7 protein-coding genes are annotated in these 14,470 nt (G+C 58.4%); 3 read left to right on the top strand and 4 right to left on the bottom strand.

What is annotated here, in order from left to right:
- Positions 1 to 27 precede the first annotated feature (27 nt).
- Together VHE34_RS09380 and VHE34_RS09375 are read left to right on the top strand one after the other, a co-directional pair.
- Positions 28 to 2,145 carry a TonB-dependent receptor domain-containing protein gene (locus VHE34_RS09380; protein ID WP_325587065.1) on the top strand — a complete coding sequence of 706 codons (2,118 nt, stop codon included), beginning with the start codon at positions 28 to 30 and terminating at the stop codon, positions 2,143 to 2,145.
- A gap of 54 nt (positions 2,146 to 2,199) precedes the next feature.
- Complete coding sequence (locus tag VHE34_RS09375; RefSeq protein WP_325587063.1) at positions 2,200 to 2,325, top strand: hypothetical protein; 126 nt, start codon at positions 2,200 to 2,202, stop codon at positions 2,323 to 2,325.
- A gap of 41 nt (positions 2,326 to 2,366) precedes the next feature.
- Here the strand turns inward: VHE34_RS09375 and VHE34_RS09370 are convergent, their stop codons facing one another.
- Both VHE34_RS09370 and VHE34_RS09365 read right to left on the bottom strand, forming a co-directional pair.
- Positions 2,367 to 5,975, bottom strand: coding sequence for a hypothetical protein (locus tag VHE34_RS09370; RefSeq protein ID WP_325587061.1), 3,609 nt, complete (start codon positions 5,973 to 5,975; stop codon positions 2,367 to 2,369).
- A 16-nt stretch (positions 5,976 to 5,991) separates the two neighbouring features.
- Positions 5,992 to 10,458, bottom strand: a complete 4,467-nt coding sequence (locus tag VHE34_RS09365) for a PKD domain-containing protein (protein WP_325587059.1) — start codon at positions 10,456 to 10,458, stop codon at positions 5,992 to 5,994.
- A gap of 78 nt (positions 10,459 to 10,536) precedes the next feature.
- Here VHE34_RS09365 and VHE34_RS09360 point away from each other — a divergent pair, with 78 nt between their 5' ends.
- Entirely contained in the window at positions 10,537 to 11,016 is a 480-nt protein-coding gene (locus VHE34_RS09360; RefSeq protein ID WP_325587057.1) for an NUDIX domain-containing protein, read from the top strand.
- On the opposite strand, the gene VHE34_RS09355 is transcribed toward VHE34_RS09360, so the two are convergent.
- Together VHE34_RS09355 and VHE34_RS09350 are read right to left on the bottom strand one after the other, a co-directional pair.
- Positions 11,003 to 11,458 (bottom strand): response regulator, encoded by a 456-nt coding sequence (locus VHE34_RS09355; RefSeq protein ID WP_325587055.1) that lies wholly within the window; start codon positions 11,456 to 11,458, stop codon positions 11,003 to 11,005. The two genes, VHE34_RS09360 and VHE34_RS09355, sit on opposite strands and share 14 nt — an antisense overlap.
- Complete coding sequence (locus VHE34_RS09350; protein ID WP_325587053.1) at positions 11,451 to 14,414, bottom strand: ATP-binding protein; 2,964 nt, start codon at positions 14,412 to 14,414, stop codon at positions 11,451 to 11,453. Before VHE34_RS09350 ends, VHE34_RS09355 begins: the two co-directional genes overlap by 8 nt.
- Between the last annotated feature and the right edge of the window lie 56 nt (positions 14,415 to 14,470).

Raw genomic sequence — 14,470 nt, 5'->3', positions numbered from 1 at the left:
CGCCCAGCCTGCCCTTGCTTTGTATCCATGAAAAAGGGTCTCATCGTCATTTTATCGCTTTCTATTCTGGTCGCCGCCCGCGGCCAGGACAGCCCCCGGTTCCACCAAAACCTCGACACCGCCACCATCACCGCCCGGCGCGCCCTCATCACCTCGCGCATCGACGGCTACACCTTCGACGCACAACGCCTTCACCCCGCCGCCGGCGAGACCGCCACCGATCTCCTCCGAAGCCTCCCCGGCGTCCTGCTCGACCAGCAAGGCGCCCCCATCATCCGCGGCAGCGGCCAGGTAAAAGTCTTCATCAACGGCCGTCCCTCGGACATCTACGCCGCCACCGTCGCCGAAGCCCTGAAGCTCATCCCCGCCGGCGACATCGCCAAAATAGAGGTCATCACCCACCCCTCCGCCCGCTATGACGCCGAGGGCGTGGATGCGGTGATCAACATCTACACAAAACAACGGCAGGCCGATGGCGTCTCCGGCAGCTTCGACGGCCAGGCAGCCAACGGCAACAGCCAACACCTCGCACAGCTCGCCTGGCGAACGCGCCGCTGGATACTCGACGCCGCCGCCAGCCGCTATGCCTACCACTACAGCAGCAACATCACCCTCGACCGCATCTCCCCCGCTTCGCACCTTCATCAGGCAGAAGACTTCGCCGACCGGACCCACAACGAGTATGCCGGCGCAGGCCTGAGCTTTCTCGCCGACAGCCTGACAACCCTCAGCCTCCATTACAAATACAGCCAGGGCCTTGGCAAGACGCTGATCGATTACCGCAACCGCCTCGACAACGCGGGCGCCCCCGGCAATCCCGGCTTCCCCATCGACTCTCCCAACAACACCGCCGGCAACACCTGGCTTACCCACACGGACAATCCCACCACCCGCAGCTTCCAAACCCTGAACTTCGATTGGTCGGGAACCCTGCCAACCCATTCCCTCGAATATCACCTGCTGGCCACCGCATTCGATCAACGCCGCGAGAACGACTATGAACAAACATCCACCCAACCAACCAGCCCCTCCATACAAACCAGCCGCAACCGTATCATCAACCGCGAACTCGCTATCCAGGCCGACATCACAAAACATCTCACCCCACAGCTCACCCTCGATGCCGGTTTAAAAACCGCCTTCCGTCATTTCGCCAACCAAAATCTCCTCACCCCCGAAACCACAAGAAGCGACAGCTTTTATTTTCACCGCTCCATCCTCGCCGCTTACACCAGCCTCACGCTCCACACCGGCCACTGGACACTCCGCACCGGCGCCCGCTACGAGCAGACCCATTGGCCGCTCCACTTCGCCGACACCACGCTGACACCGCCCGACTACAAGAACTTTCTCCCGGACGCAGCCGTCGGCTACGACCTGTCAACAGGGCAATCCATCAGCGCCGGCTATTCCCGCAGGCTGATCCGCCCCTACATCGACAACCTCAACCCCGTCGTCAATTACGTCGACTCCCTGAACATCGAATACGGCAACCCCGCGTTACGGCCCGCCATCAGCAACAACTACGAGCTCAACTACGGCTATCGCAAAGCCGCCTGGTTTATCAACACCTCCCTCTTCGTCCGCCAGACCGTGCACAGCATCGAGAACATCCACCTCCTCCAAACCACCGGCGTCATCGCCGGCACCTACGCCAACATCGCCGATAACACCACCGCCGGCCTGACGGCGAACATCTTCTTCCAACCGGCAAAATTCACCCTCAACTGCACCAACACGCTCTCCTATGTAGTCTTCAACAGCCCCGGCTACCCGCGGCGTCGCGGCGCCCAGCTCAGTGCCGGCCTCGATTGCAACTACACGCTCACCAGCACGATCCATCTCGGCGGCAGCGGATATTTCAGCACCCCGCAGATCAATCTCCAGGGATCCCGCACCGCCTGGCGCAACTACTCGGTCCTCATCGCAAAGACCTTCCCGCACGCCAATCTCAGCATAAGCCTCAAATTGGAAAGTCTCTTCGCGCATTACCAGTATATCACCGAGACAAGCACCGATGAAACCTTCACACAATCCACCCGGAACCGATACATCAATCGCTTCATCCGGATCGGACTCACCTGGAAATTTGGAAAAAAAGAGATCCGGACCCCAACTTCACGCACCATTAACACGGATAATTGATAAAATAGGATTATCTTTGTATCGTTATTTACTAACCAATTAAATTTTACGAACATGGCAACAGCAAAAAAAGCAGCCAAAAAGAAAGTCGCTAAGAAAGCAGTAAAGAAAGCAGCCCCCAAGAAAGCTGCAAAGAAAGTAGCCAAGAAGGCTGTTAAGAAAGCCGCTAAGAAGAAGTAATTAGCGAACAAGTAAAATAGAAAGCCCCCGGGTCTAAATGATCAGGGGGCTTTTTCATTGTCGAAGTTCTTCAACAGTCCCAAAACCGCGCCCAGCGCACTGCTCAACGCCCCTACAAGCGCCGTCACCCGTTGCCAGGCCTCCTGCTGTGTAAGAAACAGGAAGGCCAGCACAACGGCCAGCAGGATCAGGAACGGGATCCTGAAACGTTGCCAGGCACTCTTCTCCACCACCTCCTTCGGCAACTGCTCCTGCCGCCAGTTCATCACGATATAGGCCCGAAAGGCAGGATTGAAAATACGCACCTGCCCATCTCGTTTGGTCAGCACCCCCGCCTCCAGCAGATGGTCTATCTCCAGCACATTTTTATAATTCAACAGCCCATAGCACGCGAAATTGTACAACAGCCATTGTTCCCTGGCCGTGATTCGCACGCCGAACAACCACTTAAAATATTCCCGCCCCGCTCTCGCCCCCTTGACCACCTGCCGCTCGGCCATATCCAACTCATCATGACCGAGCCTCCCCCATTCATCGTAGCGGATATCGTTCAGGCCGGCAAGCAACGCCTGTATCAGGTCACGTTTCGCCGCCGGATCTAGCACGCCGGCATCCCAACCTGCGGGCCAATCGAGGTCCAGCCCCTTCGCCATCTTTTTCAGATCGATCTCTTTCGAACCGGAATCCAGGTATTCCTCGAAATCCTCATGGTAGGGCAATCGGTCCATCGCATTGCCATCTGAAAAACCTTCTCCCTGCGCCCGAAAACCAGGTCCGCCCATCGTCCACCGCAACAGGAACACCTCCCTCGCGATCCGGCGGATCAATCCGTAAAGTCCCCACAACAATCCCCCGACAAACAACACCAATAAGAAACTTTTCCAGAAAAAGCCAAGATACGGGTACCGCACCGGCAAGGCCGAAAAGATCACCGTCTCCATCGGCGGCGCCACTCCCGCCGTACGCCCCATCACACCCACGCCGGCCCGGCGAAGATCCGGGCCCTCCAAAAACGCAAACGGCAGCGTATCGGCCCGCAACTCCATCCACTTCCAATGCCGGTCGGCCGAATAATTTCGCAACACCGGCACATAGCTGGGGTCGTAGTTGATATTGCCAAAGCGTTGCGCGAGGTTGAAATAGGCCCGCTCGAAGATAAACGGCTTCGCCGCCACCAGCGTGGAGTCCTCGGTCGCCCGGTAATGCCGGTCACCATAAACAGAATAGATGCCCGCGCGGTCGATCGACCAATAATATAGGCTGTCGCGCGGCAGCCCCGCCCGCAGCCGGGACAACGGCGCATACAAGGCCGGCCGCCGGTCCGACAGCTGGTATCCCGTGAGCAGCTGCTCCCGCTTCACCGATTGTAAGATCTCCTGGTTCTGCGCATGCCAGGAGTACAGGAGGGCCGGCGCCACGCCCAGGCAGACGATCAGCGTTAATATCAGCAAGGCGTACGACTTGATATAGCGCCGGCTGGAGAACCGGCCCTTCCCCTCGTCACAAGCCTCTTTCTCATTCATCGCCTTCTGATCCTCCCGCCGCTTCCACCTCCGCCATAGACCCCAGAAAGATCCAAGAACCAACGCAACCGCCGGCGGCGTAACGAGCAACAGCAACAGCACCCCTTTATTGATACCCGGGTTATAAGGATTGAATCCGGCCACCATCACCAACACCACGGAATAGAGCGTCAACAACAACGCGCCTCTTATATATATCGGCACCTTCGTTCTATCCGGCCTTAGATTCACCAAATAATCCAGCGGAGGGAACAGCAGCGGTCGCGACGTCCATCGCCTCCGCGCCGCCACCACCCAGATCACCCAAACCAACACACAACTGAACAGCGTCACCCCACAGCCTATCAGCGAGAACACCAGGATGCGCATATTTACCGGGAGAATATATCCCTTGTCATAAAACACGGCCAGGTAATAGGGCATATTCCCAATGGGACTCAAATGCAGTCCGTAGACGCCCCCGTATAGATCTGTATTCTCCAAATACAACGCCTGCCTCCCCGTCATCGCCGCCCGCAGTTGATCGGGCTCCCCCGACTGATCGAGGAAATTCTCCACCAGGTTCCGGCTGGGCTCGGAATGCAACTGTACCCGCCCATCGGGATCGATGATGCAAAATCCATAACCCGAAGGCAGCACGGTATGGTTCACCGAATACAAATTCGCCGACATCGTGACGATCAGCATCCCCCTGCAACTGCTCCGCCGGGCAAGCACCACCCGAAAATCCCCATCCGTCCACGTGAGCACGGCCCGCACACTCACGACGGAGGTATCGTTGCCGGGCAAACGGTAAGCCGTGTTGTTGATAAAGTCGGTGAAATAAGGTCGCGCCGAGACATCGACATGGAGTTCGCCCTGGGTCGTGTCCAGCGAAGCGGTCACTGCCTGCATGCCGACAGTATCCACCCATACGATACGGTCGAAATGGAAATAACCTGTATCCTGTCCCCCCATGAACTTCACCAGCTGATCCGTCACATCATAATACGCCTTTCCCTTCGGCTTCCAGAGTCCCGAGTCGGCCGCCCGTTGGTCAAGTACCTGCAGCTGCCAAAAGGCCTTTTGCAGTTCGCGGCTCAGGTTGTTGTCAATAGATCGGGAAAGCCGGCTCAACGCCATCTGCTGCCGCGCATTGGCATCCTTCAGCAGGATCACCTGGATGATCGTCAGCGTGATCAGCATACCCCCGCCCAGAAGCGAAAACGCCACCCCCGCCAGGTCACGGGGGCGGATGGCCTCGGTAGGACTGATGATATAGAATTTGATCAGCGGCAACGCGATGGCCAGCAGGATCAGGATGATGACAAAGGGATAGACAAAACTCGCGGGCAGCTGCCGCAGCGACTGGTTATATGCCTCGGCATCCTTGATGCCGCAAAGCGAGAATTGCAACTTGCCCTCCGTCAGCGGCACATAAAAGAGTTTGAAATCCTGCCCACCCGTGTGCAGGTCCGTTATACCCGGATAGAAGGCGCCCTTACTGCCCACCAGCAGGCTGTCCGTAGGGATCTTCAACCCAATAGGCACCCCATCGGATTTATACAGAGTAACCGCCGTCCCGTCCTCGCATTTCAAAAAGATAAAGGCGGAATAAAAATGCGCCGGATAGGCATGCTCGAGATCGCCCATCAGCCGGGAGATCGGCCGGGTCAAAACGATCGTCCGGCGCGGAAGCCTGAACTCATAGATGAGCCGGCCATTGGCGATATCCGCCAGCCGGCGCGAGACGAGCGGCCGCGTGTTGGATCTTGCCTTGCGGGTCGACGTCGTATCCGCCTGTTGGGTGGAGTCGGCCCGGGCGGCGGCAAGGGCGGAAGTCGGGGCCTGCGCCGCCCTGGATGTCGTCCCCACGATCACGCTGTCGACCCCCAATGCCGTCAGGCGCTTCCTCAACTCCCCGGGGACCGTAGAATCTTTGGCCGTATAAAGTGTTTCGAGATTGTTGGCATAGGTGTCGAGGTCCGCGTCGATCTTATCCTGGATAGCCGTCTCCAGCTGCTCCAGGATATGGAAGCCGTATTTGTTGACGCTGGCCTTGTTCGAGGGAACGATGAAAAGATAGAATCCCGCAAAACCAAAGAACAGCACCACCAACCATAGGAATAAGATGCCCAGCTTTCGCATGCTTAAATATACGCATTTATCTGACTAGTACTACCGTGCCTTTTCGCGTAAAACTCCCGCCGGACGGGCATGACAGCTGCACAAAATACGCATACACCCCCGTTGGCGCCGGCTGTCCATGGAAGGTCCCGTCCCACTGCGCATCCGCGTCGGCAGTATAATAATGATCCCGCTCGAATACCATCACCCCCCAGCGGTCATAGATGACCAGGTGGTCGACCTGGCCGATCCCAAGGATGTTGAAACGATCGTTATGCCCATCCCCATTCGGGCTAAATGCCTCCGGGATTCGCACATTCGCCTCGATACAAAGCAGCTTCACGGGCACCGTATCCCGCGCATGACACCCCACATCATTGGTCACCCGCACCTGGTACGTCTCCGGTTTCTTCGGCGTACACACCGGCTGGGCGCAGTCCGTGCAGCTGAGATACTCCGCGGGCGTCCACTCCCATTGCACGATATCGGCGCTGCCCATAGCCGCCAGCGTCACCGGCGTCCCCACCAACACCGCAACCCCGCCACCCCCATTGACCGTTGGCAACGGCAACACCGTCACCGTCACCGCCGCCGTATCGCTAAAGCAGGCATAGGCATCACTCCCCACCACGCGGTAATGCGCCGTCCGCACCGGTTGCGCGAGCGGACTGCCCGAACTGGCGCTGCTGAGCCCATCGAGGTCGCCGATCCACTCAAAAACATCAGTCCCCTTCGCATGCAGCCGCAGCGTATCCCCCAAACAAAGACCCGTCGAATCGGGCGCAACGCTGAGTGGTTCCGGGAACACCACTTTTACCTCGATGGAACGCTGCGCCTGGCAGCCATTCTCATCCGTCCCCGTCACCTGGTAGATGGTGTTCACGGTCGGCGAGGCAACGGGGGCCGGAGCGAGAGCATCATCCAGCCCGGTCACAGGGGTCCATTGGTAGTACTTCGCACCCGTCGCCGTCAATGGCGTCCCACTCCCCAAACAGGCATGCGGATCGGCCGGGTTGATGTTCACGGCCGGCAAGGGGTTCACCCGCACGCTCACCGGCGCATCCGCCGCTACAGAACAACCCACGGTGTCGGTGACTACCAACTGCGCCGTATAGTTCCCGCTCTGCGTATAGACATGCATCACCCCGCTGTCAAGCCCATTGCTCACCGCCCCATCCCCATAGTCGAAGACAAAATTCAGCGCACCCTTCGCCTTCGCCTGCAGTTGCTCGGGTTGGTTGATGCAAATGGCGGGACTCGTCGCCGTTACGCTGGCTGAAGGTTGGCGTACAAAGACCGAATCGTAATACTTCGCGACCAGCCCGCCCGATCCATACACCAACAGCGTCACCCGGTAGGCGCCCGGATGGGTATAGACATGACTCGGATAGTTGAGATTGCCCGCCGTCATCCCGTCGCCAAAATCCCAGGCCACGCTGCTGTAGTTGGTGGAGGTGTTCGTAAACTGCGCGAGCACCGGCGGACAATGCCCATTGCTGACATACAGTGGTGCGATTTGGAAATGAGGATTGAAATAGTTGACGACGATGGTCTGCTGGGTCAGGAGCGTGCAGGTATTCCCATTCGGTCCCTGGGCTGTGAGCCTCACGATATACGTGCCGGGATTGGGATATACATGACTGGGACTGACATCCGTGGACACCGGCGATCCATCCCCAAAGTCCCAGGAATACGCCGTCCCCGGCGCGCCAAGGGTATTCGTATTGTTGTAGAAATAGACCGTATTGCCCATCAGCACGCGGGAGGGGTTATAGGTAAAGCCCGGGGCCGGCCCATTCACCTGTACATTGGCCGTCTGCCCGGCGCTTGACGATATACAGCCGCCCTGGTCGGTTATTGTCAGCCGGGCGATATAATTCCCCGGTTGCGCATAGGCATGACTGACACTTCCACCCGTAGCGTTGGTCGCCGTGACGCCGTCCCCAAAATCCCAGGTCCAGCTCGTGATCGCATTGTTAGGCCCCACGGTGGAGGCGTCTGAAAATTGCACCGGGGTCTTGAAACACCGGTTATCGCCGCTGACCGCAATCCCCGCCGTTGCCGATCCGATGACCGTCAGCGGGATGGCATTGCTCACATCCGTACAGTTGAACCCAAAGCTCTGCGTGGAGACATAGAGCCCGCTCTTCCCTTCCTGTAAACCGGTCAGCGTCCAGCCGAACGCGCCGTTGGAATAGGCATTGTTGGGATGGGTGAAGCTGACCGAGCCCGTAAAAGGCGTTCCATCTCCATAGTAAAAGGTCGGAAGATAGTCATCGTAGTACCCGCTATTGATCTCCCGCGGATTCCGCTCCATCGCCAGCGATACATCGAGACTCCCGGTGCTGCACGCTTTCGGCGCCGCCGACAATATAGGATTCTGTCGTAGCAACACCATCACCGCGTCCGAGTTAGGATTATTGCAGGTCCCATTGGTCGCGTTGACATTGATATAGAACGTACCCGTGTGGGCATAAGTATGTTTCAGCTGGCCCACATTGCCGCCCGTGGTCTGGTTCGTGCCGTCGCCAAAATCCCAGCTGATGCCCGTCGCGCCCGATTGGGTATAGTGAAAGGTCACGATATTGCGATTGCCGTCACAGGTGGTCGTATACCCATCATAGTGACCCGGCGGCGGAAGCACGGTGATATAATTCGTCTTGGTCGCACTCGCCGTACACCCGCCTGCGTTGGTAGCATTGAGTGTGACGGTATAGACGCCGGGCTGGCTATAAATATGTGTGCCCTGGATACTCGCCTGTCCATCCCCAAAGGTCCAGGTGACCGAAGTGGCGCCGGCCGCATCGAGTGAGGGGCTGTTGAAATGGATCGAAGTGCCCGTACAGATCGTCATCGGGGAGGCCGAGAAATCGAGATTCATCGGCGGCGCGATCAACAGTGTGATGCTGTTGGAGATCCCGCTGCACCCGTTCACATCCGTCCAGTGCAGCCTGGCGCTGTACCATCCCGGCTGGGTCCAGGTATGAGTGGGGTTTACATCGGTGCTGGTCGTCCCGTCGCCAAAATCCCAACTCCAGGATTGCAGCGCCGCAGCCGGCGGGTTCCAGGCCAGGGTCTTCGTGATCGGCTGGTTGCAGGTCGCACTGGGCGAGACCGGAGTGGGTTCGTAAATCGAGACGGTCGGCGGCGCGATCGTCAGGTATTGCGTATTCCCACTGGTGCAACCCGCCGCAGTCGTCACCTGCAGCACGATACCGAACTGGCCATTGCCGGTGAAGACATGGCTCGCCGTGCCATCGCTGGTGCTTTGATATTCAGTTTGCGGGGCCGATCCGTCGAGCGACTGAAAGAACCAGTGCCAGTTGGCGATGCCCGCGGGGTTCGATCGATCCGCAAAGTTTACCGTCACCGGTGCGCCGCAGACGGATTGCCTGGTGATGTCAAAGGCCGGCACGATGGGAATCGGGTTCACAAGTATCGTCCGGGTCTTCTGTTGCGGGCAGGCGCCGTAGACATTGGCGAGGGTAAGCGTATGATTGCCGGGCGTGAGGAAGCTATAGTACAATTGATGAAAGCCGCCGCTGGGCACTCCATCCACCGACCAGGTGGTGCTGTTCGGGGTCGGGTTGCTGATGTCGGTGAAGGTCAGCGGTGTGTTGGCGCAGACGCTTGCGATCGGCGGCGTGAAGTCGGTATGATAGTTGGCTACATTCAGCGGGGTCGCCTGCATCGCCGTCGACACACAACCGACACTACTGGTCACGGTCAGTTTGACCGGGTAGTCGCCGGATTGCGCATAGCGATGGGCGGGATTCTGTTGCGTGCCCGTCGTTCCGTCCGCAAAGTCCCAGCTGTAGGTTAAGGTGCCAGGTCCCGTACTGGTATTGGTAAACTGCACGGGATCGCTCACACTGCAAAGCACCGACTTGTCCGGGTTGAACCCAGCGGTTAGTTTTGGAAGCACCTGTACAATATTGGGTTGGATGGCGCTCGCGGTGCAACCATGGTTATCCGACACGGTCAGGCTGACGGTCATCATCCCTTGTTCGAGAAAACTATGGTTCATCGTCGAGCCGCCGTATTGGGTGCTGCCGTCGCCAAAGTCCCAGAGATAGCCGGTAATCGATCCATCGGAGCCAGGCCCACCACCCGTGCCGGTTCCCCCCGCTTGCGCGCTCGCAGTAAAGCTCACAGGCGTGCTGCATACCAGATTGGTGGAAGCGCTAAAACCAACCGATGGGGCCGCATAGACCGTAATAACATGAGATGCGCTCATATTCCGATTTCCAAGAGTCACCGTAAGAGTAACCGTATAGGAGCCGGGGGAAGAATAAATAGCTTGCGGGCTGGGCGTCGTAGCGCTGTTACCGTTGCCAAGGTCCCACTGGTAGCCGGCATTGGGGTTATTTAGGGTGGCGAGAAAGCTGACGGTGAGGGGAGAGCAACCGCTGGAATGATCGACGGTAAAATCCACCGACGACTGGGCTTTCCCGGGGAAGGCGAGGCATAGGAGGAGGACAGTGGAGATCAGCAGTCGGTACATAGAAAAAGACGGGGAAATGGGCCGTGCAACTCGGAAGAAATAGAACGTTTTTGGCAAAAGTTTGTTATATTTCTAGATATGACGTCCAAACAAAGCGCGGGAATTTTGTTGTACCGGCGCCTAAACTCCGGCGTGACCCTTGGTCTCGAAGTATTCCTCGTACATCCTGGGGGCCCCTTCTGGAAGAACAAGGACGCCGGCGTTTGGACGATCCCGAAAGGAGAGTTCACCAACGACGAGCCGGCGCTCGACGCCGCCGTGCGCGAATTCCGCGAAGAGACCGGCGTCACCCTCAAGGGCCCGTTCCAGCCCCTCAGCCCCATCCGTCAAAAAGGCGGCAAGCGCGTCTATGCGTGGGCGTCTCGCGGCGATCTCGACCCCACCACTCTCGTCAGCAACACCTTCGAGCTCGAATGGCCCCGCGGCAGCGGCCGCACCAACACCTACCCCGAAGTCGATCGCGGCGCCTGGTTCACCCTCGCCGATGCGCGGGAATATATCAATCCAGCCCAGATCCCTTTATTGGAAGAATTGGAAGAAACGGTTACGACGCACTAAGCGCCGCCACCTCCGTACAGATATCGTCCACACTCCCCCGATGCACATGCCTGGCCACCACCCCCAGCACCCGTTGCAACACCCGAAACGCATGCGGTTTCGTGATAAAGCACAACGCCCCCATCTCGCCGGCCGTCCGTTTATCCTTCACATTCGATGACGTCGAATACATGATCACCGGGATATGCCGCAACCCCTCCTCACTCTTCAACTTTGACAGGAACTGCCAGCCGTCCATCACCGGCATGTTCACATCCAAAAAAATGATCGACGGCTCCGATAGCTGCTTATTCTGTAACCGGCTGAACGCCTCCTGGCCATCCGTCGCCTGGTCACAAACTATCACCGAGTCCACCGCGGCAAGCGCTTCACAGAACAGCTCACGATCGTCCGTATCATCATCGATCAGCAAGAATCTCGTTGTAAAAGGGTCCTTAGACATGTCGTTCCAGTTGGGTCAAAGGAAGCCGGATGACAAAGCTCGCCCCACCGTTCAACACTCCGGTTGCGGCGATCGTGCCATGATGGCGTTCCACTATCTTTTTGCAAAGCGACAGACCCAGACCGGTGCCCTCGTAGCGATCCTTTGAATTCAATCGCACAAAGGTCTCGAAGATTCGGTCCGCATGCCCGGGGTCAAACCCGATGCCGTTGTCCGTCACCGTCAGCTCTGCAATTCTCCTGCCACCCCCTTCGGTCAGTCTTGACTCAATGGTTACCAACGGATTGTCTCCGGATTTGGCAAATTTCAGCGAGTTATTGAGCAGATTGTAAAAAAGTTGATACAACAACACCGATGCCCCTTCAATCGTCGGCAGCTCACCCCGATGGATGGCCGCCCCCCTCTCCCGAATGGCCAATTCCAGGTCCGCCTCCACCTGGTCGACCACCTCGTTGAGATCGACCTCGACGATCGGTTGCTCGCTTCCGTTGATGAGGGAATAATTCAACACCCCATCGATCATCGCATACATCCTGGCGGTAGCCTGTTGGATCTTCTTCAGGAACACCTGCGCCTCCGCCGGCAGGTTCCCGGCATACTCATCGAGCAACCGCCCGGTAAACGTCCGGATCTTCCGCACCGGTTCCTTCAGGTCATGACTCGCGACATGGGCAAATTGTTGAAGATCCTCATTGCTCCGTTCGAGCGAATGGTTCAGCGATCGCAGCTCCTGCGTCCGCCGCCGCACGGCCTGTTCCAGCTTCTCCGCATATTCTTTCATCGCCGCACTCCGCTCCTTTGCTATGCGGATATTGGCCTCCACCCGGGCCAGCAACTCCCGGGCGGCAAACGGTTTGATCAGGTAGTCATCCGCGCCCGCCTCCAGTCCCTCGACCTTCGCCTCCTCACCCGCCCGCGCGGACAGCAGGATCACCGGCGTCCCCTGCAACACCTCGGATTGCCGCACCAGCTTCAACAGCTGGAACCCGTCGAGCCGAGGCATCATCGCATCGGACAGCAGCAGATCGGGCCGGTGCTCCAGCATCTTTGCAAAGGCATCTTCCCCGTCGACGGCCGTGATGACCGTAAACTGCCGCGACAGCAATCGTTGCACGTACTCGCGCATATCTGCGTTGTCGTCGGCCAACAAAACTTTATATCGCGCCCCGTTACCTTTCTCGTGTCCGTTTCCAGGCCTCTCATCTTCCGGCCCCTCGCCCACCCACATCATTGCCTCCTGCACAAACGCCTCCGCATGCCTCAGCCTGCGCTCCCCCTTCGCCTCCCCCACGATCCGATCCGCCGGCAAATGCGCCGTCCCAACCGGGATGCGCACCGTAAACGTCGACCCCACCCCCACCGCACTGGTCACCCCGATCGTCCCCTGGTGCAGCCGCACCAACTCCCGCACCATCGCCAACCCGATGCCCGTCCCCTCCTGGCTCCGCCCCTCGCTGTTCTCGATCCGGTGGAACCGGTCGAAAATCCGCTCCTGTTGGTCCGCAGGAATACCCACGCCGTCATCAGAAACACCGACAACCACCTCGCTACCCTCCTGCCGCACCTCGACACTGATCACCCCCTGCTGACTATATTTAAAAGCATTGCTCACCAAATTCAAAATGATCCGCTCCCAAAGCTCCACATCCACATACACTTCCCCCTCGATCCGCCGCGCCCCAACATGCAGCCGCATCCCTGCTTTCTCTATCGCACTTCGGAAACTGCTCGCCAGATCCATCGTCAGCCCCGCAATATCCACCCGCCGGAACTGCCCCTCCAACCGCCCCGCCTCTATCCGCGAGAACTCCAGCAGCGTATTGACCAGCTTCTGCATCCGCAGGGCATTGCGATAGGCCACGCCCAGCCGGTATCGCATGGTCTCCGCATGCCGTGCCGCATCAAAGTCCCCGGCCAACGGCAAGGGTTCGTTCAACAACTCCTCCAGGGGACTCAGCAACAAAGTAAGCGGCGTCCGAAACTCATGACTGATATTCGAAAAGAAAGTCGTCTTCGCGCGGTCGATCTCTGCCAGCGCCTCCGCCCGGCGCCGCTCCACCTCCAGCACATGGATATCCGCAAAGCTCGTCGCCACCTGGTCGCCCACCAACGACAAAAACGCCAGGTATTTATCATCAGGCAGTCGATAGGGATTCACCCCCATCACCAGGAACCCATAGGGATCCTTCTCCCCCGCGGGGAACATCGGCAGGACTACCGCCCGGTCCGGCGACACCTCCCACGCGCCGCCCGGCAAGGCCCCCATCCGCTCCCGCAGTCCATCGACGACCACCAGCTCCCGGCCGCCGAGGCCAATGCGAAACGCATCCGGCAACTGTGCGGGAGTATAAAAAAAGACAAAAGGAAAATCATGGGGATTGTCCGCCAGCGTATAAATCGTCCGCCGGATCGTCTCGGCATAGCTGCCGCTATCAACCAAACCACTGGCCAGTTCGCTAAGGGTCTTCAGCTGCCGCTGGCTGATGATCCGATCCGTATCGTCCGTATTGGCGCAGATCATGCCCGCCGTCTCACCATTATCGCCGGGGATAGGCGTATAGCTGAAAGTATAGTAAGTCTCTTCCGGGTATCCGTTCCGCTCCATTATCAGCAGCTGCGACTCGACATAGGTCCCCTCGTCCTTCTCCATCACGGTCTTCAACATAGGACCGATCCGCGGCCATATCTCCCGCCACACCACGGAAGCCGGCGTCCCCAACGCCCATGGATGCTTGCCGCCGACGATCGCTTTATAAGGATCGTTGTAAAGCTTAATGAGTGGCGCCCCCCAGCCGATCCAGATCGGCTGCCGCGAGGCAAGCATAATGCGCACACAGGTCCGAAGACTCTGGGGCCAGGACTCCACAGGTCCCAACGGGGTCGACGCCCAGTCGTACTCACGGATACGCCGGCCCAACTCACCCCCACCCGAAAGAAACTCCGGAACTACGGTCATTGCAGCCTAAAGATATGCAAAAAAGAGACCGCCCTTTTTGAGGGCGGTCCGTATGT

This window comes from Puia sp. (genome assembly GCF_035546395.1).
Classification (GTDB): domain Bacteria; phylum Bacteroidota; class Bacteroidia; order Chitinophagales; family Chitinophagaceae; genus Puia.
The sequence above is the reverse complement of the archived record's forward strand: the minus strand, read 5'-3'. Positions and strand labels throughout refer to the sequence as shown.

Coding starts and splice junctions, on each gene's coding strand:
- VHE34_RS09350 (WP_325587053.1), bottom strand. CDS start 14,414: ATGACCGTAGTTCCGGAGTTTCTTTCGGGTGGGGGTGAGTTGGGCCGG.
- VHE34_RS09360 (WP_325587057.1), top strand. CDS start 10,537: ATGACGTCCAAACAAAGCGCGGGAATTTTGTTGTACCGGCGCCTAAAC.
- VHE34_RS09365 (WP_325587059.1), bottom strand. CDS start 10,458: ATGTACCGACTGCTGATCTCCACTGTCCTCCTCCTATGCCTCGCCTTC.
- VHE34_RS09355 (WP_325587055.1), bottom strand. CDS start 11,458: ATGTCTAAGGACCCTTTTACAACGAGATTCTTGCTGATCGATGATGAT.
- VHE34_RS09375 (WP_325587063.1), top strand. CDS start 2,200: ATGGCAACAGCAAAAAAAGCAGCCAAAAAGAAAGTCGCTAAGAAAGCA.
- VHE34_RS09380 (WP_325587065.1), top strand. CDS start 28: ATGAAAAAGGGTCTCATCGTCATTTTATCGCTTTCTATTCTGGTCGCC.
- VHE34_RS09370 (WP_325587061.1), bottom strand. CDS start 5,975: ATGCGAAAGCTGGGCATCTTATTCCTATGGTTGGTGGTGCTGTTCTTT.